General features: G+C 60.6%; 19 protein-coding genes and 5 tRNA genes. 20 read left to right on the top strand and 4 right to left on the bottom strand.

Features of this window, described 5'->3' with window-relative positions; translation table 11 throughout:
* The first annotated feature begins 3 nt into the window (after window positions 1-3).
* The 9 genes from ACIQUF_RS23170 to astE all read left to right on the top strand — a co-directional run bounded on the left by ACIQUF_RS23170 (window position 4) and on the right by astE (window position 9,802).
* Complete coding sequence (locus ACIQUF_RS23170; protein WP_403135833.1) at window positions 4-768, top strand: ABC transporter ATP-binding protein; 765 nt, start codon at window positions 4-6, stop codon at window positions 766-768.
* Window positions 769-867: 99 nt separating this feature from the next.
* Entirely contained in the window at window positions 868-1,848 is a 981-nt protein-coding gene (gene argR, locus ACIQUF_RS23165; RefSeq protein WP_403135830.1) for a transcriptional regulator ArgR, read from the top strand.
* A 330-nt stretch (window positions 1,849-2,178) separates the two neighbouring features.
* Window positions 2,179-3,399 (top strand): aspartate aminotransferase family protein, encoded by a 1,221-nt coding sequence (locus tag ACIQUF_RS23160; RefSeq protein ID WP_403135827.1) that lies wholly within the window; start codon window positions 2,179-2,181, stop codon window positions 3,397-3,399.
* 142 nt (window positions 3,400-3,541) lie between these two features.
* Window positions 3,542-4,561, top strand: coding sequence for an arginine/ornithine succinyltransferase subunit alpha (gene aruF, locus ACIQUF_RS23155; RefSeq protein WP_403135825.1), 1,020 nt, complete (start codon window positions 3,542-3,544; stop codon window positions 4,559-4,561).
* A 52-nt stretch (window positions 4,562-4,613) separates the two neighbouring features.
* Window positions 4,614-5,642 carry an arginine N-succinyltransferase gene (gene astA, locus ACIQUF_RS23150; RefSeq protein WP_403135824.1) on the top strand — a complete coding sequence of 343 codons (1,029 nt, stop codon included), beginning with the start codon at window positions 4,614-4,616 and terminating at the stop codon, window positions 5,640-5,642.
* Window positions 5,643-7,106 carry a succinylglutamate-semialdehyde dehydrogenase gene (astD, locus tag ACIQUF_RS23145; RefSeq protein ID WP_403135823.1) on the top strand — a complete coding sequence of 488 codons (1,464 nt, stop codon included), beginning with the start codon at window positions 5,643-5,645 and terminating at the stop codon, window positions 7,104-7,106.
* 23 nt (window positions 7,107-7,129) lie between these two features.
* The gene (gene astB / locus ACIQUF_RS23140) at window positions 7,130-8,479 is read left to right on the top strand and encodes an N-succinylarginine dihydrolase (RefSeq protein WP_403135821.1); all 1,350 of its coding nucleotides are present in this window, start codon (window positions 7,130-7,132) and stop codon (window positions 8,477-8,479) included.
* A gap of 14 nt (window positions 8,480-8,493) precedes the next feature.
* The gene (locus ACIQUF_RS23135) at window positions 8,494-8,784 is read left to right on the top strand and encodes a topoisomerase II (RefSeq protein ID WP_274909289.1); all 291 of its coding nucleotides are present in this window, start codon (window positions 8,494-8,496) and stop codon (window positions 8,782-8,784) included.
* A gap of 10 nt (window positions 8,785-8,794) precedes the next feature.
* Window positions 8,795-9,802, top strand: a complete 1,008-nt coding sequence (gene astE, locus ACIQUF_RS23130) for a succinylglutamate desuccinylase (RefSeq protein WP_403135819.1) — start codon at window positions 8,795-8,797, stop codon at window positions 9,800-9,802.
* 3 nt (window positions 9,803-9,805) lie between these two features.
* Here the strand turns inward: astE and ACIQUF_RS23125 are convergent, their stop codons facing one another.
* Window positions 9,806-10,786, bottom strand: a complete 981-nt coding sequence (locus ACIQUF_RS23125) for a M91 family zinc metallopeptidase (RefSeq protein ID WP_403135816.1) — start codon at window positions 10,784-10,786, stop codon at window positions 9,806-9,808.
* A 546-nt stretch (window positions 10,787-11,332) separates the two neighbouring features.
* Between ACIQUF_RS23125 and alaS the strand changes: the two genes are divergently transcribed.
* The 8 genes from alaS (at window position 11,333) to mgtE (ending at window position 18,095) form a co-directional block, all read left to right on the top strand.
* Window positions 11,333-13,957, top strand: coding sequence for an alanine--tRNA ligase (gene alaS / locus ACIQUF_RS23120; protein WP_403135813.1), 2,625 nt, complete (start codon window positions 11,333-11,335; stop codon window positions 13,955-13,957).
* An 85-nt stretch (window positions 13,958-14,042) separates the two neighbouring features.
* Window positions 14,043-15,278 (top strand): aspartate kinase, encoded by a 1,236-nt coding sequence (locus ACIQUF_RS23115; protein WP_403135810.1) that lies wholly within the window; start codon window positions 14,043-14,045, stop codon window positions 15,276-15,278.
* A 165-nt stretch (window positions 15,279-15,443) separates the two neighbouring features.
* On the top strand, window positions 15,444-15,632 hold the full coding sequence (csrA, locus tag ACIQUF_RS23110; RefSeq protein WP_003254503.1) for a carbon storage regulator CsrA: 189 nt from the start codon (window positions 15,444-15,446) through the stop codon (window positions 15,630-15,632).
* A gap of 72 nt (window positions 15,633-15,704) precedes the next feature.
* Window positions 15,705-15,795, top strand: a tRNA-Ser gene (locus tag ACIQUF_RS23105).
* A gap of 106 nt (window positions 15,796-15,901) precedes the next feature.
* A tRNA-Arg gene (locus ACIQUF_RS23100) sits at window positions 15,902-15,978 on the top strand.
* A gap of 71 nt (window positions 15,979-16,049) precedes the next feature.
* Window positions 16,050-16,126: transfer RNA gene (locus tag ACIQUF_RS23095), tRNA-Arg, on the top strand.
* 72 nt (window positions 16,127-16,198) lie between these two features.
* A tRNA-Arg gene (locus ACIQUF_RS23090) sits at window positions 16,199-16,275 on the top strand.
* Window positions 16,276-16,652: 377 nt separating this feature from the next.
* Complete coding sequence (mgtE, locus tag ACIQUF_RS23085) at window positions 16,653-18,095, top strand: magnesium transporter (RefSeq protein ID WP_400795220.1); 1,443 nt, start codon at window positions 16,653-16,655, stop codon at window positions 18,093-18,095.
* Between the two features lie 97 nt (window positions 18,096-18,192).
* Here mgtE and ACIQUF_RS23080 read toward each other — a convergent pair whose 3' ends face one another.
* The gene (locus ACIQUF_RS23080) at window positions 18,193-18,519 is read right to left on the bottom strand and encodes an Arc family DNA-binding protein (protein ID WP_403135808.1); all 327 of its coding nucleotides are present in this window, start codon (window positions 18,517-18,519) and stop codon (window positions 18,193-18,195) included.
* Window positions 18,520-18,863: 344 nt separating this feature from the next.
* Between ACIQUF_RS23080 and phnN the strand changes: the two genes are divergently transcribed.
* From phnN to ACIQUF_RS23065, 3 genes are all read left to right on the top strand, one after another.
* A complete protein-coding gene (phnN, locus tag ACIQUF_RS23075; RefSeq protein WP_403135805.1) occupies window positions 18,864-19,451 on the top strand; it encodes a phosphonate metabolism protein/1,5-bisphosphokinase (PRPP-forming) PhnN in 588 nt (195 codons plus the stop codon).
* A gap of 112 nt (window positions 19,452-19,563) precedes the next feature.
* Window positions 19,564-19,640 (top strand) — tRNA-Arg (locus ACIQUF_RS23070).
* 164 nt (window positions 19,641-19,804) lie between these two features.
* Entirely contained in the window at window positions 19,805-20,725 is a 921-nt protein-coding gene (locus tag ACIQUF_RS23065) for a LysR substrate-binding domain-containing protein (RefSeq protein WP_403136066.1), read from the top strand.
* Between the two features lie 74 nt (window positions 20,726-20,799).
* Here ACIQUF_RS23065 and ACIQUF_RS23060 read toward each other — a convergent pair whose 3' ends face one another.
* Complete coding sequence (locus ACIQUF_RS23060) at window positions 20,800-22,173, bottom strand: MFS transporter (RefSeq protein ID WP_403135803.1); 1,374 nt, start codon at window positions 22,171-22,173, stop codon at window positions 20,800-20,802.
* A 241-nt stretch (window positions 22,174-22,414) separates the two neighbouring features.
* The coding region (locus ACIQUF_RS23055; RefSeq protein ID WP_403135800.1) for an aldehyde dehydrogenase family protein at window positions 22,415-22,904 on the bottom strand (490 nt) is incomplete at its 5' end.

Here is a 22,904-nt window from a genome sequence, read left to right as displayed (position 1 = left end):
AGCATGTACAAACTCGAAGTCCAAGACCTGCACAAGCGCTATGGCAGCCATGAAGTCCTCAAGGGCGTGTCTCTGGCGGCCAAGGCAGGCGATGTGATCAGCATCATCGGCTCCAGCGGTTCGGGCAAGTCGACTTTCCTGCGCTGCATCAACCTGCTGGAGCAGCCGCACGCCGGCAAGATCCTGCTCAACAACGAAGAACTGAAGCTGGTCGCCGGCAAGGACGGCGCGCTGAAGGCCTCCGACCCCCGCCAACTGCAGCGCATGCGTTCGCGCCTGTCGATGGTGTTCCAGCACTTCAACCTGTGGTCGCACATGACCGCGCTGGAAAACATCATCGAAGCGCCCGTTCATGTGCTGGGCGTGAGCAAGAAGGAAGCCCTGGAGAAGGCCGAGCACTACCTGGCCAAAGTGGGCGTGGCGCACCGCAAGGATGCCTTCCCCGGGCACATGTCCGGTGGTGAGCAACAGCGTGTGGCAATTGCCCGCGCGCTGGCCATGGAGCCTGAGGTGATGCTGTTCGACGAACCGACCTCGGCACTCGACCCGGAGTTGGTCGGCGATGTGCTCAAGGTCATGCAGGCGCTGGCTCAGGAAGGCCGGACCATGGTGGTGGTGACGCACGAGATGGGCTTTGCCCGTGAGGTGTCCAACCAGCTGGTGTTCCTGCACAAAGGCCTGGTTGAAGAAACCGGCTGCCCACGTGAAGTGCTGGCCAACCCGCAATCGGAGCGGCTCAAGCAGTTTCTCTCCGGCAGCCTGAAGTAAAGGCTGCACCTTTGCACCAAAGTAGGGCATGCTGCGCAGCGAGCGCAGCCTGACCTGGCGCCTCAGACTCGAACGAACTCAGGTTTCGGACCGCACCCTATGACCACCCAGCGTATCGGTTTTCTCATTTGGCCAAGCACCAAGCCTTTGACCCTGGCGCTGGCGGAGGAAGTGTTGCTGGTTGCCCAGCGGGTCCATCCCGACGTGGTCTACGAGCTGGTCTTCCTGCAGGCCGAGCCAGCCGAGGAGGGCGCCTGGCGGTTGCCGGGTGAGCCGTGGAGCGGGCGACTTGAAGGCTGTCACAAGCTGTTTTTGCTGGCCGATGAGTTGCCGCAGGCGGTCGGTTCTACCCTGTCGACGGCGCTCAAGCAGCTGGCTCGCAGCGGTTGCATGATCGGCGGCCTTTCCGCTGGCGTGTATCCGCTGGCCATGCTCGGCCTTCTCGATGGCTATCGTGCGGCGGTACATTGGCGCTGGCAGGACGACTTTGCCGAGCGCTTCCCCAAGGTGATTGCCACCAGCCACTTGTTCGATTGGGACCGTGATCGCCTGACTGCCTGTGGCGGCATGGCCGTGACCGACTTGCTGCTGGCGGTGCTGGCGCGCGATCACGGTGCCGAGCTGGCCGGTGCGGTGTCCGAGGAATTGGTGGTCGAGCGCATTCGCGAGGGCGGCGAGCGCCAGCGCATTCCGTTGCAGAATCGCCTTGGCTCCAGTCATCCGAAGCTGACTCAAGCGGTACTGCTGATGGAGGCCAACATCGAAGAGCCCTTGACCACCGACGAAATCGCCCAGCATGTCTGCGTGTCGCGTCGGCAGTTGGAGCGCATCTTCAAGCAGTACCTCAATCGTGTGCCGAGCCAGTATTACCTGGAACTGCGCCTGAACAAGGCGCGGCAGATGCTGATGCAGACCAGCAAGTCGATCATTCAGATCGGGTTGTCCTGCGGCTTTTCGTCGGGGCCGCATTTCTCCAGTGCGTACCGTAACTTCTTTGGCGCAACGCCGCGGGAAGATCGTAATCAGCGGCGTAGCAGCAGCCCGTTCGAGCTGAGCTCGGCGCCTGCCGAAAAGGGTTGAGATCTTAGTCGTCAGTGCCGGCCTATTCGCAGGGCAGGCCCGCTCCCACAAGTTGAGGTGAGCGCCAACTCTGTGGGAGCGGGCTTGTCCCGCGAAAGGGTCGGTACAAGCTACTTCCCTTCATATGTGTACACCCGTTCACCCAGCCCCTCCTCTCCCGTACACTGCGCGATTGCGACAGTGTTTGTCGCATTGCCGAAAGCCTGGGTAAAACAGGGTTTTGCGCTGTAACAAGTTGTCGCTTGGCCGCAAGGACAGGCGCTGATCAGTCCTTACAATCCCCCCATCGCTCGCCACTTCCAGGCCAGCGTTCCTCTTCAGGAGACTCAGATGTCCGTTGAGCAAGCCCCGGTGCAACGTGCCGATTTCGACCAGGTCATGGTCCCCAACTATTCTCCGGCGGCCTTCATTCCTGTGCGAGGCGAGGGTTCCCGCGTCTGGGACCAGTCCGGTCGCGAGCTCATCGACTTTGCCGGCGGCATCGCGGTGAACGCCCTGGGCCATTGCCACCCGGCACTGGTCAAGGCCCTGACCGAGCAGGCCAATACCCTCTGGCACGTGTCCAACGTTTTCACCAACGAGCCGGCCCTGCGCCTGGCGCACAAGCTGGTCGACGCCACCTTTGCTGACCGTGCGTTCTTCTGCAACTCCGGCGCCGAGTCCAACGAGGCCGCCTTCAAGCTGGCCCGTCGCGTCGCTCATGACCGCTTCGGCCCTGAGAAGCATGAAATCATCGCCACCGTGAACAGCTTCCACGGTCGCACGCTGTTCACCGTCAGCGTCGGTGGCCAGCCGAAATACTCCGACGGTTTCGGTCCGAAGATCACCGGCATCAGCCATGTGCCGTACAACGACCTGGAAGCGTTGAAGGCGCAGATTTCCGACAAGACCTGCGCCGTGGTCATCGAACCGATCCAGGGTGAGAGCGGTGTGGTGCCGGCCGACAAGGCGTACCTGGAAGGCGCGCGCAAGCTGTGCGACGAGCACAATGCCTTGCTGATCTTCGATGAAGTGCAGACCGGTGTCGGCCGTACCGGTTCGCTGTATGCCTATCAGCATTACGGTGTGACCCCGGATATCCTCACCAGCGCCAAGAGCCTGGGCGGTGGTTTCCCGATCGGCGCCATGCTCACCACCACCGAACTCGCCAAGCACCTGGCCGTCGGCACCCACGGCACCACCTATGGCGGCAACCCGCTGGGCTGCGCAGTTGCTTGCGCCGTGCTGGACGTGATCAACACCCCGGAAACCCTGGCTGGCATCAAAGCCAAGCACGAGCGCTTCAAAGCCCGTCTGGAAAAGATCGGCCAAGAGACCGGCCTGTTCTCCCAGGTGCGCGGCGTCGGCCTGCTGATCGGCTGTGTGCTGACCGAAGCCTGGCAGGGCAAGGCCAAGGACATCCTCAACGCCGCCGAGAAGGAAGGTGTAATGGTGTTGCAGGCCGGCCCGGATGTGGTGCGTTTCGCGCCAAGCCTGGTGGTCGAGGATGCCGACATCGACGAAGGCCTGGACCGCTTCGAGCGCGCCGTGGCCAAACTGACCCAGGGCTGATCCGCCTGCGGTCCTTTCGCCGGCCCTGAGCGGGCCGGCGATACCTGAATTCCAGTGCGGGCGCGTGCTTGCAGATTCATTCACGCGCCCGCCGTTTTTCCGTGCCGTCCTGAGCGGCCCGTTTTTCCAAAGGAGTGACACCATGCTGGTGATGCGCCCCGCGCAAATGGCTGATCTGAACGAAGTGCAGCGCATGGCTGCAGACAGCCCCGTTGGTGTCACCTCGCTGCCGGACGATACTGCCCGTCTGGGCGACAAGATCGCCGCCTCGGAAACATCGTTCGCCGCCGAAGTCAGCTTCAACGGTGAAGAGAGCTACTTCTTCGTGCTCGAAGACAGCAAGACCGGCAAGTTGGCCGGTTGCTCGGCCATCGTCGCTTCGGCCGGTTATTCCGAGCCGTTTTACAGTTTCCGTAACGAAACCTTTGTGCACGCGTCGCGCGAGCTGAAGATCCACAACAAGATCCACGTCCTGTCACTGTGCCACGACCTGACCGGCAACAGCCTGCTGACCAGCTTCTATGTGCTGCCCGAACTGGTCGACAGTGGCTGGGCCGAACTCAATTCGCGCGGTCGTCTGCTGTTCATGGCCGCGCATCCGGAGCGCTTCGCCGACTCGGTGGTCACCGAGATCGTCGGTTACAGCGACGAGCAGGGCGAATCGCCGTTCTGGGACGCCATCGGTCGCAACTTCTTCGACCTCAACTACGCCCACGCCGAGCGCCTCTGCGGCCTGAAGAGCCGTACCTTCCTCGCCGAGCTGATGCCGCATTACCCGATCTACGTACCGCTGCTGCCCGATGCCGCGCAGGAAGCCATGGGCCAGGTGCACCCGCGAGCGCAGATCACCTTCGACATCCTCATGCGCGAAGGCTTCGAGACCGAGCACTACATCGACATCTTCGACGGTGGCCCGACCTTGCACGCGCGCGCCTCGGGCATTCGCTCGATCGCCCAGAGCCGCGTGGTGCCGGTCAGGTTGGAGGAGGCGCCGGTCAAGGGTGGCCGCCCTTACCTGGTGTGCAACGGGCAGTTGCAGGATTACCGGGCCGTGCTGGTGGAGCTGGACTGGGTGCCGGGCAAGCCGGTCAGCCTCAGTGCCGAGGCAGCCGAAGCATTGGGTGTGGGCGAAGGCGCCAGCGTGCGTCTGGTCGCGGTCTGAAGCCTGGGAACAGAGTTTTGCGGTGGCTGCAGCTGCCGCACAAGGAGATAGCATGATCGTTCGTCCTGTACGCAGCAGCGATTTACCTGCGCTGATCGAATTGGCCCGCAGCACCGGTACCACTGGGCTGACCACGTTGCCAGCCAACGAGGAGCGCCTCGGGCATCGGGTTGGCTGGGCCGAAAAGAGCTTCCGTGGCGAAGCCGAGCGTGGCGACACCGACTACCTGTTCGTGCTGGAAAACGATGAAGGCCTGGTGGTCGGCATCAGTGCCATCGCCGGTGCCGTCGGCCTGCGCGAGCCCTGGTACAACTACCGGGTCGGCCTGACCGTCAGCGCCTCGCAGGAACTGGGCATCTACCGCGAGATCCCCACCCTGTTCCTGGCCAACGACCTGACCGGCAACTCCGAGCTGTGCTCGTTGTTCCTGCGTAGCGACTACCGCTCCGGGCTCAATGGCCGCTTGCTGTCGCGCGCGCGCATGTTGTTCATCGCTGAGTTCCCTGAGCTGTTCGGCAACAAGATCATCGCCGAAATGCGCGGCATGTCCGACGAGCACGGCCGTTCGCCGTTCTGGGAAAGCCTGGGGCGGCACTTCTTCAAGATGGAGTTCAGTCAGGCCGACTACCTCACCGGCGTGGGCAACAAGTCGTTCATCGCCGAGCTGATGCCCAAGTTCCCGCTGTATACCTGCTTCCTGTCGGAGGCTGCGCGCGACGTCGTCGGCCGGGTGCACACCGACACCGAGCCGGCGCTGGCCATGCTCAAGCAGGAAGGCTTCAACTACCAGGGCTATGTCGACATCTTCGACGCAGGCCCGGCCATCGAATGCGAGACCTCGAAAATTCGCGCCGTGCGCGAAAGTCAGACGCTGGTGCTGGCAGTGGGCACGCCGGGCGATGACGCCACCCCTTACATCATCCATAACCGCAAACGCGATGACTGCCGCATTACCGCCGCGCCAGCACGCCTGGCCGCCGGGACCCTGGTGGTCGACCCGCTGACCGCCAAGCGCCTGCGCATGGGCGCTGGCGACAACGTGCGCGCGGTGCCGCTGTCGGCAAGCCGGGAGGCCCAGTAAATGAGCACACATTACATCGCCGGCCAATGGCAGGCCGGCCAGGGTGAAGCCCTGCAATCGCTCAACCCGGTCAGCCAATCCATTGTCTGGAAGGGGCAGGGTGCCGATGCTGGCCAGGTCGACGCAGCGGTCAAGGCTGCTCGTCAGGCGTTCCCGGCCTGGGCGCAGTTCAGCCTGGAGGCGCGCATCGACGTGCTGGAAAAGTTCGCCGATCAGCTCAAGCAGCACGCCGAAGCGCTGGCCCACTGTATCGGTGAGGAAACCGGCAAGCCGCTGTGGGAATCGGCAACGGAAGTCACCAGCATGGTCAACAAGGTGGCGATTTCGGTGCAAAGCTACCGTGAGCGCACCGGTGAAAAAAGCGGCCCACTGGCCGATGCCACTGCCGTGCTGCGGCACAAGCCCCACGGTGTGGTCGCCGTGTTCGGTCCCTACAATTTCCCCGGCCACCTGCCAAACGGCCATATCGTCCCAGCGCTGCTGGCGGGCAACTGTGTGGTGTTCAAGCCCAGCGAGCTGACCCCGAAAGTCGCTGAGCTGACCGTCAACTGCTGGATTGCCGCAGGCCTGCCTGCCGGTGTGCTGAATCTGGTCCAGGGCGCGCGCGAAACAGGCGTGGCGCTGGCGGCCAATCCAGGTATCGACGGCCTGTTCTTCACCGGCTCCAGCCGCACCGGCAACCTGCTGCATCAGCAGTTCGCCGGGCGCCCGGACAAGATCCTCGCGCTGGAAATGGGTGGCAACAACCCACTGCTGGTAGATGAGGTCAAAGACCTCGACGCAGCGGTGTACACGATCATCCAGTCGGCGTTCATCTCTGCCGGCCAGCGCTGCACCTGTGCCCGTCGCCTGCTGGTGCCGCAGGGCGCCTGGGGTGATGCGCTGGTTACGCGGTTGGTCGAGGTGTGCAAATCCATCACGGTCGGCGCCTTCGACCAGCAGCCTGCGCCCTTCATGGGCGCGGTGATCTCGCTGCAGGCCGCGCAGGCGCTGATGGCGGCGCAGAAAGAATTGCTCGGCAAGGGCGCCACCAGCCTGCTGCAGATGACCCAGCCACAGGTCAACGCCGCATTGCTGACCCCGGGCATCATCGATGTCACCGCGGTCGCTGATCGCCGTGACGAAGAGTTCTTCGGCCCACTGCTGCAGGTGATCCGTTACGCCGACTTCGATGCCGCCATCGATGAAGCCAACAACACCCAGTACGGCCTGGCCGCCGGCCTGCTGTCCGATTCATGTGCGCGCTACCAGTACTTCTGGCTGCGCAGCCGCGCCGGCATCGTCAACTGGAACAAGCAGCTGACCGGCGCAGCCAGCAGCGCGCCGTTCGGGGGTGTGGGCGCCAGTGGTAACCACCGCGCCAGTGCCTATTACGCCGCCGACTACTGCGCATACCCCGTGGCTTCGCTGGAGACCGCCAGCCTTGCCTTGCCGGCGACCCTGACGCCGGGCGTCACCCTATAACGACAGGTCACGGAGCCTAGCCGATGAAATCCTATGAAGTGAATTTTGATGGCCTGGTGGGGCCTACCCACAACTACGGCGGCCTGTCCTACGGTAACGTGGCTTCGCAGAGCAACAGCCAGCAGGCGTCCAACCCGCGCGAAGCGGCGCGCCAGGGCCTGGCGAAAATGAAAGCACTGGCCGACCTTGGCTTCAAGCAAGGCGTGCTGGCTCCGCAGGAGCGCCCGGATGTCGCCGCCCTGCGTCGCCTGGGCTTCGGCGGCAGCGATGCCGAAGTGATCCAGCGCGCCGCCAAGGAGGCCATGCCACTGCTGGTCGCCAGTTGCTCGGCGTCGAGCATGTGGGTGGCCAACGCCGCCACCGTCAGCCCCAGCGCTGACACCGCCGATGGCCGCGTGCATTTCACGGCTGCCAACCTGAACTGCAAGTACCACCGCAGCATCGAGCATCCGACCACCAGCCGTGTATTGGCCGCGATGTTCAACAACGAGAAACACTTTGCCCATCACCCGGCGCTGCCTGCCGTGGCACAGTTCGGCGATGAGGGCGCGGCCAACCACACCCGCTTCTGCCGCCGCTATGGCGAGGCTGGCGTGGAGTTCTTCGTCTATGGCCGCAGCGCCTTCGACAGCCGCTTCCCTGCGCCGCAGAAGTACCCGGCACGGCAAACCCTCGAGGCTTCGCAAGCGGTGGCGCGCCTGCATGGCCTGAGTGAAGGCGGAGTGGTCTACGCTCAACAGAATCCGGCGGTGATCGACCAGGGTGTGTTCCACAATGATGTGATTTCGGTGGGCAACGGCGAGGTGCTGTTCTACCACGAGGATGCCTTCCTCGAGACCGACGCGGTACTTGGTCAGCTGCAAGCTAAACTGGCCAGCAAGGGCGGCAACTTCCAGCCCATCCGCGTGCCTCGGGCGGCGGTGGCGGTAGAGGATGCAGTGCGGTCCTACCTGTTCAACAGCCAGTTGCTCAGCTGTGACGATGGCTCGATGCTGTTGGTAGTGCCGGAAGAGTGCCGCAACAACGAACGCGTCTGGGCGTACTTGCAGCAGTTGACCAGCCAGGGCGGCGCAATCAAGGAGGTCAAGGTGTTCGACCTCAAGCAGAGCATGCAGAACGGCGGCGGCCCGGCTTGCCTGCGCTTGCGTGTGGCATTGCAGGAATCGGAACTGGCAGCGGTCAATCCAGGCGTTATCATGACCGCCCCGCTGTACGACACTCTGCTGCAGTGGGTCGACAAGCACTACCGCGATCGCCTGGGCGAGGCGGACCTTGCCGACCCGCAGTTGCTGGTCGAATGCCGTACGGCACTGGATGAGTTGACCCAGATCCTGAAGTTGGGTTCGGTCTATCCGTTCCAACGCCAACCTTGAAGAGAGAGTTTGTAATGACCGACGCCCTGCGCCTGATCCTCGAAGATGAAGACGGTACCCAGCTGGAAACCTCCTGCACCCGTTTTGCCGTGGTCTGGCAAGGCAAGGAAGTGTGGATTCAGCAGGATGGCCGTGGCCAGCTGCTGATCGGTGTCGACGTCGACGAGAACGACACCGAGTACGCCAACCTGCTGCTGCGTCCGATGGCTACCAACCTGGTCAGCCTGCAGCTGGAGATGGAGCCAGCAGAAGTCGGTGAAGATGACGACCACGTTCATGGCCCGGACTGCGGCCACCACCACTAAGGAAGCGCCTATGCTCGCCCTTGGCAAATTGCTTGAGCTGACCCTGACCGATCACGAGCCGGCCGAGAAAACCCAAGTGACACCCAAGGGCGCGCGTTTGCGCTGGCTGGGGGACGGCGCACTGGAAGTCCGCCCGCCGGACGCCGAGGATTGCGGGCTGGACCTGCTGTTGTCGGCGGGCATCCATGGCAACGAAACAGCGCCGATCGAGTTGCTCGAACGTTTACTGCACGGCGTCGCTAACGGCAAGATCAAACCGCGTGCGCGGGTGCTGTTCCTGTTCGGCAACCCGGCGGCCATCCGCAAGGGTGAGCGCTTCATCGAGCAGGACATCAATCGCCTGTTCAATGGCCGTCATGAACTCTCCAGTGGTTTCGAGGCGTTGCGCGCCGCCGAGCTTGAACAATTTGCCCGGGTGTTCTTCAGCAAACCCGAGCGCACCCGCCTGCATTACGACCTGCATACCGCCATTCGCGGCTCCAAAATCGAGCAGTTCGCCTTGTATCCCTATAAAGAGGGGCGTCAGCATTCCCGGCGTGAGCTGGCTCGTTTGGCGGCGGCCGGCATGGAAGCGGTGCTGCTGCAGAGCAAGTCGTCGATCACCTTCAGTGCCTTCACCTACGAGCAGCTCGATGCCGAGGCCTTCACCCTGGAGCTTGGCAAGGCACGGCCGTTCGGGCAAAACGAGCAGGTCAATCTCGACAAGCTGGAAGAGCGCCTGATCCAGATCATCGAAGGCACCGAGCCTGAAAACGAAATCTCGCTGGATGGCTTGAAACTGTTCAGCGTGTCCCGCGAGATCATCAAGCACAGCGAGGGCTTCCGCCTGCACCTGCCGGCAGATATCGAAAACTTCTCCGAGCTGAGCAAGGGTTACCTGCTGGCCGAAGACCTGGCTGAGACGCGCTGGGTGGTCGAGGAGGAGGGCGCGCGTATCATTTTTCCAAACCCCAAGGTCAAGAATGGGCTACGGGCGGGAATTCTCATCGTGCCTGACAACGGCGCCCGATTGGGGTGACGCTCAGTACTTCAGGCGAGGTGGCAGCCCCAATTCGTGGCGTAGGGCATTCTCGTTGAACGGGGCCGGGTTGGTTCTGCTCGGTGGGGTCGAGGGATCATCGTCGAAGTCGAAGGCTTCGCCGCTGTCGAGTCCTATGGCTTGTTGCTCTCGGTTTCCCAGCATGCTGCCGGTGGCCAGGTTCCAGGCGTGGCAGAGTTCGTGGTACAGGGCGACCACCGCTGGCTCCCGGCGGACGTTGATCAATGGGTTGAACTCGATCACGCACTCAAGGATTCGATCACCGCGTTTCCCTTCATGGGCGCGGGGGGTTTGAAGAAATCGATTGCTGCGAGTGCGGGCGTTGTACAGGTCCGGCGTATTGCGAATGCAGACTTTGGTTTGATTCGCAACGAGGTCGGCGAGCAAGACTGAAGCGGTCTGGCTGCTTTTGAGCATGTTGAGCAGCACGGTGATCTTGTTTACGTAAGTGGCAGTGCCCTGGATAACGAACGTCGCGGCATAGGCTTCGGGCAGCGGCTCGTTCTTCGCCTCCAGCAACAGCGGTGCGTCATACCCGCCGGTGGCAACGACGCTTTCGGCATGGCCATAGATTCGATCGTCGAAGGGGCCATTGGTGATGGTGTTGGTTCCGCTCATCGCCTCGATGATGGCGCGTCCAGCGCCGACGTTCAGCGCATCCTCCCCGGTGCCGGCGAAGAGCATGCCGTAGGTGGCTGAGCTGTAGATCTCGTCATTGCCTGGCCCACCGTCGAGCTCTGCCTCCTGAACGTCATGGGCGACGAGCTTGTCGTCGCCTGGCCCTGCGTCCACGACCACCCGCGCCCAGTCGTCTTCGGTTATCGGTGTGTAGTTCAGTGTGATGTGGTCGTTACCCTCGCGGGTTTCGACGACTACTCGTGCATTGCCATCGGCTTCAACGTGCACGTTGTCGTTGCCATTGCCGGTCCTGACGTAGGCGATTTCACTGGACAAGAACAGCATGTCGTACTGGACGTCGCCAAGTTGTACGCCAAGGCCTGGGGGGAGGCTTGAACAAGCACCTCGACATCGTCCGTCAGCACCTCGACGATGACAGTGAATGGCGCGCTGGTGATCGATACCCGCTGGTCGTTATAGGGCAGGCATTGTTGGGTTGAAGGCGAGTCGCCTTGGGAAATAGTGAGGGTGCGCTGGCTCATGTAGAAGCATTCCATTGACTGACGTGCGCACAGGTTGACGTGAAATTCCGCGGCTCAGCGGTGCAGGGGTAGCACCGATGGCGTCGGCAGGTGGGCTGCATCGCTGGTTAACCGGCTGTTCCATTTTCCGCTACGTTGAGCGGTAATTCGCTTGCCAGCTGCAAAAGGCTGCCTTTAGCATCACAAACATGCCTTCCGATCTGTTCAGGCTTGAAAAACCGCCGGATCGACGCTTTCTAACGCATAAACACACTGCACCGAGATTGCAGGACCGATATAATGCGGCCCTTTGCCGTCGTTTCGTCGACGCGTTTGCCCCCAAAGGGCCGCCGTTTCCGTGGAAGAACCTATGAAAAGCGCAGAAATCCGTGAAGCCTTCCTTCGCTTCTTCGAAGAGCAGGGCCATACCCGAGTCGCCTCCAGTTCGCTGATCCCGAACAACGACCCGACCCTGCTGTTCACCAACGCAGGGATGAACCAGTTCAAGGACTGCTTCCTCGGTGCCGAGAAGCGTGCCTATACCCGCGCGGTCAGCAGCCAGAAGTGCGTGCGTGCCGGTGGCAAGCACAACGACCTGGAAAACGTCGGTTACACCGCGCGTCACCACACCTTCTTCGAAATGCTGGGCAACTTCAGCTTCGGCGACTATTTCAAGCGCGACGCGATCACCTTCGCCTGGACCTTCCTGACCTCCGACAAGTGGCTGAACCTGCCCAAGGAAAAGCTCTGGGTCACCGTCTACGCCAGCGACGACGAAGCCTACGACATCTGGACCAAGGAAGTCGGCGTGCCGGCCGAGCGCATGGTGCGCATTGGTGACAACAAGGGCGCTCCGTACGCGTCCGACAACTTCTGGACCATGGGCGACACCGGCCCGTGCGGCCCGTGCACCGAGATCTTCTACGACCACGGCGCCGACATCTGGGGCGGCCCACCCGGCTCCCCGGAAGAAGACGGCGACCGTTACATCGAGATCTGGAACAACGTCTTCATGCAGTTCAATCGCACCGCCGACGGCGTGCTGCACCCGCTGCCAGCCCCTTCGGTAGACACCGGCATGGGCCTGGAGCGCATCAGTGCGGTCATGCAGCACGTGCACTCGAACTACGAGATCGACCTGTTCCAGAACCTGCTGTCCGCCGCGGCCAAGGCCATCGGTTGCAGCAACGACGCCCAGGCATCGCTGAAAGTCGTGGCCGACCATATCCGTTCTTGCGGTTTCCTGATTGCCGACGGCGTGCTGCCGTCCAATGAAGGCCGTGGCTATGTGCTGCGCCGCATCATTCGTCGCGCTTGCCGCCACGGTAACAAGTTGGGCGCGAAGGGTAGCTTCTTCTACCAGATCGTCGCCGCCCTGGCCGCTGAAATGGGTGAGGCTTTCCCAGAGCTGCGCAACCAGCAGGCGCACATCGAGCGCGTGCTCAAGGCTGAAGAGGAACAGTTCGCCAAGACCCTGGAGCAGGGCCTGCGCATCCTCGAACAGGACCTGGCCCAACTGCAGAGCAATGTGGTGCCGGGCGACGTGGTGTTCAAGCTGTATGACACCTACGGCTTCCCAATGGACCTGACCGCCGACATCGCCCGCGAGCGCGAGCTGACCATCGACGAAGCCGGCTTTGAGCGCGAGATGGACGCCCAGCGTGAGCGTGCGCGTTCCGCCAGCGCCTTCGGCATGGACTACAACAGCCTGGTCAAGGTCGACACTGCCACCGAGTTCCTCGGTTATGACGCCACCGAAGGCCAGGGCAAGATCATCGCCCTGTACAAGGATGGCCAGTCCGTCGATCAACTGGGTGAAGGCGAGCAGGGCGTCGTGGTACTCGACCGCACGCCGTTCTACGCCGAATCCGGCGGCCAGGTCGGTGACAGTGGCTTCCTCCAGGCCGGCGCTGCACGCTTCGACGTACGCGATACCACCAAGACCGGCGGCGCTTTCCTGCACCACGGCGTGGTCGCCAGCGGTGCGCTGGTCATCGGTTCGCCAGTCGAAGCCAAAGTCGATGCCGACGTGCAGCACGCCACCTCGCTGAACCACTCGGCCACCCACCTGCTGCACGAAGCCCTGCGCCAGGTGCTGGGCGAGCACGTGCAACAGAAGGGCTCGCTGGTCGACAGCCAGCGCCTGCGCTTCGACTTCAGCCACTTCGAGGCTGTCACACCTGCGCAGATCAAGGCGCTGGAAGAGATCGTCAACCGTGAAGTGCGCAAGAACACCCCGGTTGAAACCGAACTGACCGATATCGAAACCGCCAAGGCCAAGGGTGCCATGGCTCTGTTCGGCGAGAAGTACGGTGATACCGTGCGCGTGCTGAGCATGGGCGGCGATTTCTCCGTCGAGCTGTGCGGCGGTATCCACGCCAAGCGCACCGGCGATATCAGCCTGTTCAAGATCATCAGCGAAGGCGGCGTCGCCTCTGGCGTGCGCCGTATCGAAGCAGTGACCGGCGCCGCTGCGCTGGCCTACCTGAACGCTGCCGAAGAGCAGGTCAAGGAAGCCGCGCAACTGGTCAAGGGTAACCGCGACAACCTGATCGACAAGCTGTCGGCTGTGCTCGAGCGCAACCGTCAGCTGGAGAAGCAGCTGGAACAGCTGCAGGCCAAGGCCGCCAGCGCCGCTGGGGATGATCTCTCCAACGCGGCCGTTGAGGTCAAAGGCGCCAAGGTCCTCGCCGCCCGCCTGGATGGGCAGGATGGCAAGGCTCTGCTGGCCCTGGTCGATCAATTGAAAAACAAGCTCGGCCACGCAGTGATCCTGCTGGGCAGCGAGCATGAGGGCAAGGTCGTGCTGGTGGCCGGCGTGACCAAGGACCTCTCCAGCCAACTCAAGGCTGGCGACCTGATGAAACAAGCTGCTGCTGCAGTCGGTGGCAAGGGCGGTGGCCGTCCGGACATGGCCCAGGGTGGTGGCGTTGACGTCGCTGCGCTGGACCAGGCCCTGGCGCTGGCTGTGCCATTCGCAGAGCAGGGACTTTGAGATGAAGGGGCGGGTGGTCTAGTCACCCGCCCCTTCATGTTGGATGGTTTTTTTGGGGCCCTGTATGGGCTGAGGCACCATTGAAATGGCGTTGATCGTACAGAAATTTGGCGGCACCTCTGTCGGTTCCATCGAGCGGATCGAGCAGGTTGCCGAAAAGGTCAAGAAACACCGTGAAGCGGGCGACGACCTGGTGGTTGTGCTGTCGGCCATGAGCGGCGAAACCAATCGCCTGATCGACCTGGCCAAGCAGATCACCGATCAGCCGGTGCCGCGTGAGCTGGATGTGATCGTGTCTACCGGCGAGCAGGTCACCATTGCCCTGTTGACCATGGCCTTGATCAAGCGTGGCGTGCCAGCGGTGTCCTACACCGGCAACCAGGTGCGCATCCTTACCGACAGCTCGCACAACAAGGCGCGCATCCTGCAGATCGACGACCAGAAAATTCGCGCCGACCTGAAGGAAGGGCGCGTGGTAGTCGTGGCAGGCTTCCAGGGTGTCGACGAGCACGGCAGCATCACTACCCTTGGCCGTGGTGGCTCCGACACCACCGGTGTGGCCCTGGCTGCAGCGCTCAAGGCTGATGAGTGCCAGATCTACACCGACGTCGACGGCGTCTATACCACTGACCCGCGTGTCGTGCCGCAGGCCCGCCGCCTGGAGAAGATCACCTTCGAAGAGATGCTGGAAATGGCCAGCCTCGGGTCCAAGGTGCTGCAGATCCGTTCGGTGGAGTTCGCCGGCAAGTACAACGTTCCGCTGCGCGTGCTGCACAGCTTCAAGGAGGGTCCAGGTACCCTCATTACCATTGATGAAGAGGAATCCATGGAACAGCCGATCATTTCCGGTATCGCCTTCAACCGTGATGAAGCCAAGCTGACCATTCGCGGCGTGCCGGATACCCCAGGCGTCGCCTTCAAGATCCTCGGCCCGATCAGCGCCTCGAACATCGAAGTGGACATGATCGTGCAGAACGTCTCGCACGATAACACCACCGACTTCACCTTCACCGTGCACCGCAATGAGTACGAGAAGGCCTACAGCGTGCTGGAAAACACCGCGCGTGAAATCGGTGCCCGCGAAGTCATCGGCGACACCAAGATCGCTAAGGTGTCGATCGTCGGCGTTGGCATGCGTTCCCACGCTGGTGTGGCCAGCCGCATGTTCGAAGCCCTGGCCAAGGAGAGCATCAACATCCAGATGATTTCCACGTCCGAGATCAAGGTTTCGGTGGTCATCGAAGAGAAGTACCTGGAGTTGGCCGTACGCGCGCTGCACACCGCGTTCGAGCTCGACGCTCCTGCCCGACAGGGCGAGTAAGGCGTTGCCTTGAGGGGCGCGGCTTGCCGCGCCCTTCGCGTTTCTGTGGTTTGCGCAGGCCCTGTCCTGCCAGCGTCACCGCTATCAAGGCCCTGCGTCGCTGTCCACGACCAGGCCAGTTGTTCCCAGACTGTTATCCCTGAATGTTTGCGTAAGGAGAAAGCTATGTTGATTCTGACTCGTCGGTGCGCCGAGAGCCTGATCATTGGAGACGGCGAGATCACCGTGACGGTGCTCGGCGTGAAAGGAAACCAGGTGCGTATCGGCGTCAGCGCTCCGAAGGAAGTGGCCGTTCACCGCGAGGAAATCTACCTGCGCATCAAGAAAGAGAAGGATGAAGAGCCAAGCCTTTAATTTTTTTGAAGTTTTTTTCAAAAAAAGGGTTGCAAAGGTGAAAGAGGTTCTTTAATATTCGCCTCGTGTTGCGGTGAGGTGGCCGAGTGGCCGAAGGCGCTCCCCTGCTAAGGGAGTATACCTCATAAGGGTATCGGGGGTTCGAATCCCCCCTTCACCGCCATTATTCGCTTAGGGCGCTGTAAACGGTAAGAACGCTAAGTAGTTGAATTTAAACGAAAAAGTTCTTGCAAAAATGTTTCAGCGACCTATAATGCGCGGCAAGACACGGACTCATAGCTCAGCTGGATAGAGTACTCGGCTACGAACCGAGCGGTCGGAGGTTCGAATCCTCCTGAGTCCGCCACTTTTGAAGTGGCTTTGCTTACAAAGCTGTTTCGAATAACCAGTGGTAACCTGGTCTAAAACTACCATTGCGGACTCATAGCTCAGCTGGATAGAGTACTCGGCTACGAACCGAGCGGTCGCAGGTTCGAATCCTGCTGAGTCCGCCACTTTTTGAAGTGGCTCTGCTTGCAAGGCGGCTTCACTAAACCAGTGGTAACCTGGTCTAAAACTACCACCACGGACTCATAGCTCAGCTGGATAGAGTACTCGGCTACGAACCGAGCGGTCGCAGGTTCGAATCCTGCTGAGTCCGCCACATATCAAGAAGCCCGCTCATTTGAGCGGGCTTTTTGTTTTCTGTATTCCACTGATTTATCAGTGATGTCCGCTAGACTCCCAATAGACACCTACGACAATCTTTTGCGCAGCGGCTGTGCTTTTTATCCGTTGCTCGCCGTCGCACAGATAGCTTCGAGCGTTGTCCTAGCTTTATCGCGCAAACGATTGTTCTGGCCAAAAATTTAAGCGATCTGACAGCTTAGGCAGTGTATGATTGCGCCCGTCAGCCCCGCCGGGGCTTGTGGAACACCACCATGGACTTACCCAGTAGTTACTCCTTAACACGATTCATACCGCTTGATCTGACCGATTGATTCCCCCGGCGTGCTCCGCTGCTGGGAGTGGAGTTCGCCTATGACTGAAGTAGAAGTAAAAAAAGCGCAAGAGAGCCTGCAGGATCGCCTGGCCCAGGTGGTCGACCTGTTGCAGCGCCAGCGCGTAGTGGAAGACCTGACCCATCGTCAGGAAGGTCAACATAACGACCTGGTGGAAAATCTCGTCCACCGTCAGAACCTGGTCGAGCTGCAACGCAAGCTCGACGACCTGCACCCTGCCGACATCGCCTACATCCTCGAAGCCTTGCCCCTGGACGACCGTCTGACGGTCTGGCAGCTGGTACGTTCGGATCGTGACGGCGATATCCTCCTTGAAGTTTCCGATTCGGTTCGCCAGTCGCTGATCGCCGACATGGATGATCACGAACTGCTTGCCGCAGCCAAGGAGATGGACGCCGACGAACTGGCCGACCTGGCGCCTGAGCTGCCGCGTGACGTCGTTCACGAGCTGATGGAAACCCTCGATGCTCAGCAACGTGAACGTGTGCGTTCGGCGCTGAGCTACGACGAAGAACAGGTCGGTGCGCTGATGGACTTCGAGATGGTCACCATCCGCGAAGACATCAGCCTGGAAGTGGTTCTGCGTTACCTGCGCCGCCTCAAAGAACTGCCCAACCACACTGACAAGCTGTTCGTGGTCGACTACGACGGCATCCTCAAAGGTGTGCTGCCGATCAAACGTCTGTTGGTCAACGACCCGGACAAGAAAGTGGCAGAGGTTATGGCGACGGACCCGGTGTCCTTCCACCCCGAGGAAGATGCCTACGCCGCTGCGCAGGCTTTCGAGCGTTACGATCTGGTTTCGGCGCCGGTGGTAGACAAGAGCGACCGCCTGATTGGCCGACTGACCATTGACGAAATGGTCGACCTGATCCGTGAGGAGAGCGAAAGCGAAGTTCTCAACATGGCCGGTCTGCGCGAAGAAGAAGACATTTTCGCCTCGGTCTGGCGTTCGCTGCGCAACCGCTGGGCGTGGCTCGCAATCAACCTGATTACCGCATTCATCGCTTCTCGGGTCATTGGCCTGTTCGAAGGGTCGATCGAGAAGCTGGTGGCCCTGGCTGCGTTGATGCCGATCGTGGCGGGTATTGGCGGTAACTCAGGTAATCAGACCATTACCATGATCGTTCGCGCGATGGCGCTGGATCAGGTGTCGCCGGGCAACACCAGTCGCCTGATGCGCAAAGAGCTGGCGGTGTCGCTGCTCAATGGTCTGATCTGGGGTGGCGTTATCGGAGTTGTGGCGTTCTGGTTGTATGGCAGCTGGTCATTGGGCTTGGTGATGACTGCGGCCATGACGTTGAACTTGCTGTTGGCGGCACTTTTGGGCGTACTGATCCCGATGACCCTGACACGCCTGGGTCGCGACCCGGCCATGGGGTCCAGTGTGATGATCACTGCGGTGACCGACAGTGGTGGTTTCTTTATCTTCCTGGGGCTGGCAACTTTGTTCCTGCTCTGACCGCATTTGCGATGGGGGCTGTGTGCAGTCCCCAAAACACAGGGTACACAACGAAAAAAGCCAGCTTACGCTGGCTTTTTTGTGCTCGCTATGCGCCTCAGGAGGCGTCTGCGGCCATTTCCACATCGTGAGCGATGAGGGCGACCAGCGCATTCTGCTGGCGGTGGGACAGCTGGCGGAAGCGTTGCAGCAGCTCGCGCTCATGCAGGGACAGTTCAGGGCTGTCCAAGCGCGTGCTCAGCTCGTCGCCCAGCGCACCTTCCTGGATAAGGCTCTGTTCCAGGCGTGCGATGATCTCGGAGTTCATGCTGCGGTGGTGGTTGCGCGATACCTCGGCAATGCGCTCACGCATTCCGTCTGGCAGGCGGACGACGAACTTGTCAGCGGTGCGGCTCGAATAGATAGCCTGTTTCATTGGGCGCATATAAATTGACCGGTTTTTGGTTCAGGGGAAGCGGTTCTCAAATTGGCCGCACGGGATGGTGGTACGACCGTGGCGACGACAAAATGTTCAACCGACTGGAAAATTTGGTGCTCATCTTGCCTCAAGGTCGCCGTTTCCTTGGCGTCAATTCTGTGACAAATAGTGATCCCGGTAAAGGCTTTTTGCCAGTACCAATTATCAGAAATGAGTACTGGTTTGAAAAGTTTTGCATTCCCTGGTTCACCCTACCGTCAGACCTTTGCCGTCAAAAACCTGTAAAACGCAGCAAAGGTCACAGAAAACTCCTAAAATGCGCGGGTTTCCTTTCATAGAGCATAGTGGCTATGCAACATGACGCAAGCGCTCAGACTAAAGCCTCAGGCCGCCTGATATTTCTGATGGGACCTTCGGGTTCGGGAAAAGATTCCCTGATCGATGCAGCTCGAACGGATCTGACAGCCGCGGGTGTGGAAATTGCCCGCCGGGTCATTACGCGTTCAGCCGAAGCCAAAGGGGAGGCGGCACATGGCGTTACATCAGAGCGCTTCGCAGCGATGCGTGCGGCTGGCGAATTTGCCATGTGTTGGCAAGCCAATGGCTTGGAGTACGGCATCCCCGCGCAAGTGGATAAATGGCTTGGGCAAGGGCGATCTGTGCTGGTGAACGGTTCCAGGGCCTACCTGCCGGAAGCACGTTCGCGTTATCCGGACCTTCTGGCCGTTTGCCTGGAAGTCAGGCCCGAGGTATTGCGCGAACGCTTGCTCGCCCGCGGGCGGGAAACGCCGCTTGAGGTCGACCAACGCCTGGCGCGAAGTGCGCGATTGCAGGCAGAACCTGATTCGGCGGTACATCGAGTAGACAACTCGGGGGCGCTGGCTGCGGCGGTAAGTGCCTTGCTTGAGCTGCTACGCAAGGAGGGGCTGCCGATTTGAATGCGTCGGAAAGCCCCTACATGCAAAAAGCCCGATAGGTGCATGACAAACGGCAGCCCGCTGGTTAACATGCTTGCCGTCCAGCTGTGCAGCGCTCGCTGCCGGTTCTTGTGTCTCAGTAGCTCAATTGGATAGAGCATCCCCCTCCTAAGGGGAAGGTTGCAGGTTCAATTCCTGCCTGGGACGCCATATTCTCTGGCTATTCAGCGTACTCACCTTTATCTGTCAACCCTGAGGGGGATAGGGGGTATTTCGGCTGAATTGCAGTACCTCCAGCCCTGTTATCTAGCTGATTTTTCTGCCAATGTTAGCTGCGGCGCCGGCCTGAGCGTCGAATCATGTCGGGACGTTGGATGACAACTACAGAGGATGGCAGCACTCACCGTGGGTACCGACGAATCATTCCGTCGATGACCGCGCTTCTGGAATTCGAGGCGGTTGCCCGTAACAGCAGCATTACCGTCGCCGCCCGGGAGCTAGGGGTGACCCAAGCTGCAGTGAGTAAACAAATCAGAATCCTTGAGGAAAACATCGGCGTCCAGCTTTTCCAGCGTCATCACCGAGGCGTTCGGTTGACCAGTGAGGGGCAGACGTTGTTTGCGGTGATGTCGGAATCGCTACAGAAGGTCGCGGCGGTGTTTGACCGGCTTTCCGAGGGCAGTGGCGAGCAGCAATTGGTACTCAGCACCACCGCGACTTTTTCGCACCTGCGAGTTATGCCACGTTTGAACAGCCTCCAAGCTGCGATGCCCCATATACGCTTGCGGCTCGCCACTCAGATGTTTATTGGGGATCTGCGCAACCACGACGTTGACTTGATGGTGCGGTATGGCAACGGCAAGTGGGCGGATGGCAGCGCTCTGCATCTATTTGACGAAGAAGTCTTTCCGGTGTGCTCTCCGGCGTGGCTTGCTCGAAATCCAGTGCCTTCGTCACTGGAGGAGCTCTACAGTGCAGATCTGCTCGATGCGGAGGCCACTACGGAGGGCTGGATGACATGGCCCACATGGTTCCGCGCGCTGGGCGGAAATCCACCCAAACTCGATTATCGCCTGCACTGCCAGCTGTATACAGACACGATCCAAGCAGCACTTCACGGGCATGGGGTTGCACTGGGCTGGGGGCGGATGCTCGATCATCTGTTGGCATCGGGCGAGCTGGTGCGGTTGACGGATCTTGTGATCAAGCCCAGAGAAGCGTACTACCTGGTAGTGCCCCAAGGGCGCGATACCACGAAGACGATCTTGGGTCTTGCACAATGGTTGCGTAGCTAGACACGGCTGAGTGGACGTCGACCAGGGCTCTGCGACAAGCGTCGCAGAGCCCTTCAGAACGGCGGGCTAGTTGATCAGGAACGATGAGGCTTGAACTGCGGCGAATGCGCCTTCGAGGCTTTCGCGCTGGGTGCAGAGGTTTCGCTTAGCAGCTTGCCTTTGGTCTCTGGTGCGAGGAAGTAAGTAACGATCAAACCGAAGAAACTCACGCCCCCGGCGATCAGCACCGTGGTCGTGATTCCGTAGGCCTCCATGCTGAGCGGTAGCAGAAAGGTGCCTGCCGCTGCGCCGACGCGTGAAGCTGCCGTAGCGAAGCCCACACCGACACCGCGAATTTCCGTTGGGAATACTTCGCCTGGATAGACGCCGGTGAGGGTTGTCGATACCGCGTTCGCCAGAGAGAAGGTCAGGAAGCAGATTACCGTCACCACCGGCGACACATTCCAGAAGAACGCCACAATGAACAGTGCCACAGTCGCGATGGCGAAAGGTGGAATTGCCAGTTTGCGGCGGCCCACTTTTTCGATCAGAGCCACCGCGATCAGGGTGCCCCCCACGGCGATCGCGTTGATAGCGAGGCCTCCGGTAAGGCCGTCTTCGAGGCCAAGGTGCTCCAGCACGGTGGGTACGAAGGTACCGATGGCGAAGTAGGGCGTCACGAGGCAAATCCAGAATACCGAGACGAATATCGTTGCCTTGGCGTATTCAGGCGAAAACAGGCTGGCAAATCCGAGTCTCTTGCCTTCGTACTTCGCTCCCAGGTCAGCTCGCTCATCGGGCGACATGTATTCCTCGGCAAGCGCGAGGGCCTCTTGCGTTCGCCCTTTGCTCATTAGCCAGCGAGGAGACTCTGGTGTGCCCAGGCGAGCAAGCAGCACGATTACAGTCGGGATGGTGCTTAGCCCCAAGATAACGTTCCAGTTCGCAGTATCGGAGACCGTAAGGGCCCAGCCGATGGCATACGAAGCGAGATAACCCACGTACCAGCCGACCTCTTGGACGCAGAGCAGCTTGCCCCGCAGGCGCGCGGGTGCGAACTCGGCCAGCAGTGGCCAGCCGATGGCGTAGTCAGCGCCGATGGCAACGCCCATCAGCAGGCGTACGGCGAAAAGCTGCCAAGCCTCGGTGACGAAAAATTGCAAGACCGACCCGACCAGAAAGATCGCGAGGTCAATCGTGAACATCGGCTTACGGCCTATCTTGTCGGCCAAGTAGCCGCCCAGAGGGCCGCCCAGGAAGATGCCAATGAGGGCGGATGCCCCGATCAAGCCTTGCCAGGCGAGCGAGAGCTCCAAGTCATTGGTAATCGCTGGCATGACGATGCCGATGGCACCGAGGATGAAGCCATCAATCAGCATGCCGCCTGAAATCAGGGTGGTAAGTTTGATGATGAACTTACGCTGCTTATCGGACATAGCCTTCGCAGGCTGTGTTACGTGCTTGGACACAAATACATCTCCACATTGTTTTTATCGTTGGATGATTTGAGCGCTGGCAGCTTTAGCCGGCGTTTAAGATTTTCTCAAGCGCTTGGGTGCGTCGGACTCAGCCGTCGAACTTCGATGCTTTGATCACCTGAGCGGTCGTATGCAAGGGCTTGATGGAAAAGTAGGGAAAGGGCCATTGCCCGCATGAGGCAATGACCCTTGGGGTGCCGAACTCCGTCAGAACAGCACCGGTACTGCTCTATTACGAAGCGTTGATCCAGATGGTCTTCAGCTCCGTGTACTGGTCGTGGGCCCATATGGACTTGTCGCGCCCACCAAACCCGGACTCCTTGTAGCCACCGAACGGCGTGGTCACATCACCCTCACCAAAGCAGTTGACCGTCACCACGCCCGCGCGGATTTCACGCGATAAGCGCAACGCATTGCGCAGGCTGCCGGTGTAGGCCGAAGCAGCCAGGCCGTAGACGGTGTCGTTGGCCAGCTCGATCGCTTCATCAATGGTCTCGAAGCTGGTCACGCTCAGCACCGGGCCAAAGATTTCCTCGACGAACAGCTTGCTGTCACGGCCGACGTTGTCGACGATGGTCGGCTGAATGAACACACCCTGTTCGGCCTCGCCACCTTGAACGACATCGAGCTTCTGCTCGGCAGCGTATTCTAGGTACGACTTGACCTTCTCGAAGTGCGACTTGCTGACCATGGCGCCCAGGCGGTTGTCCGGATCCAGCGGA

This window comes from Pseudomonas sp. NPDC090233, from assembly GCF_044772285.1.
Lineage (GTDB): Bacteria > Pseudomonadota > Gammaproteobacteria > Pseudomonadales > Pseudomonadaceae > Aquipseudomonas.
This window is presented reverse-complemented; position numbering and strand designations above follow the sequence as displayed.

Excerpts from the sequence above, each read along its gene's own strand:
- ACIQUF_RS23135 (WP_274909289.1), top strand. The coding sequence starts at position 8,494 with ATGACCGACGCCCTGCGCCTGATCCTCGAAGATGAAGACGGTACCCAG.
- astA (WP_403135824.1), top strand. The coding sequence starts at position 4,614 with ATGATCGTTCGTCCTGTACGCAGCAGCGATTTACCTGCGCTGATCGAA.
- astE (WP_403135819.1), top strand. The coding sequence starts at position 8,795 with ATGCTCGCCCTTGGCAAATTGCTTGAGCTGACCCTGACCGATCACGAG.
- ACIQUF_RS23160 (WP_403135827.1), top strand. The coding sequence starts at position 2,179 with ATGTCCGTTGAGCAAGCCCCGGTGCAACGTGCCGATTTCGACCAGGTC.
- ACIQUF_RS23065 (WP_403136066.1), top strand. The coding sequence starts at position 19,805 with ATGACAACTACAGAGGATGGCAGCACTCACCGTGGGTACCGACGAATC.
- astB (WP_403135821.1), top strand. The coding sequence starts at position 7,130 with ATGAAATCCTATGAAGTGAATTTTGATGGCCTGGTGGGGCCTACCCAC.
- alaS (WP_403135813.1), top strand. The coding sequence starts at position 11,333 with ATGAAAAGCGCAGAAATCCGTGAAGCCTTCCTTCGCTTCTTCGAAGAG.
- astD (WP_403135823.1), top strand. The coding sequence starts at position 5,643 with ATGAGCACACATTACATCGCCGGCCAATGGCAGGCCGGCCAGGGTGAA.
- csrA (WP_003254503.1), top strand. The coding sequence starts at position 15,444 with ATGTTGATTCTGACTCGTCGGTGCGCCGAGAGCCTGATCATTGGAGAC.
- aruF (WP_403135825.1), top strand. The coding sequence starts at position 3,542 with ATGCTGGTGATGCGCCCCGCGCAAATGGCTGATCTGAACGAAGTGCAG.
- ACIQUF_RS23115 (WP_403135810.1), top strand. The coding sequence starts at position 14,043 with ATGGCGTTGATCGTACAGAAATTTGGCGGCACCTCTGTCGGTTCCATC.
- mgtE (WP_400795220.1), top strand. The coding sequence starts at position 16,653 with ATGACTGAAGTAGAAGTAAAAAAAGCGCAAGAGAGCCTGCAGGATCGC.
- phnN (WP_403135805.1), top strand. The coding sequence starts at position 18,864 with ATGCAACATGACGCAAGCGCTCAGACTAAAGCCTCAGGCCGCCTGATA.
- argR (WP_403135830.1), top strand. The coding sequence starts at position 868 with ATGACCACCCAGCGTATCGGTTTTCTCATTTGGCCAAGCACCAAGCCT.
- ACIQUF_RS23125 (WP_403135816.1), bottom strand. The coding sequence starts at position 10,786 with ATGCTGTTCTTGTCCAGTGAAATCGCCTACGTCAGGACCGGCAATGGC.
- ACIQUF_RS23080 (WP_403135808.1), bottom strand. The coding sequence starts at position 18,519 with ATGCGCCCAATGAAACAGGCTATCTATTCGAGCCGCACCGCTGACAAG.
- ACIQUF_RS23170 (WP_403135833.1), top strand. The coding sequence starts at position 4 with ATGTACAAACTCGAAGTCCAAGACCTGCACAAGCGCTATGGCAGCCAT.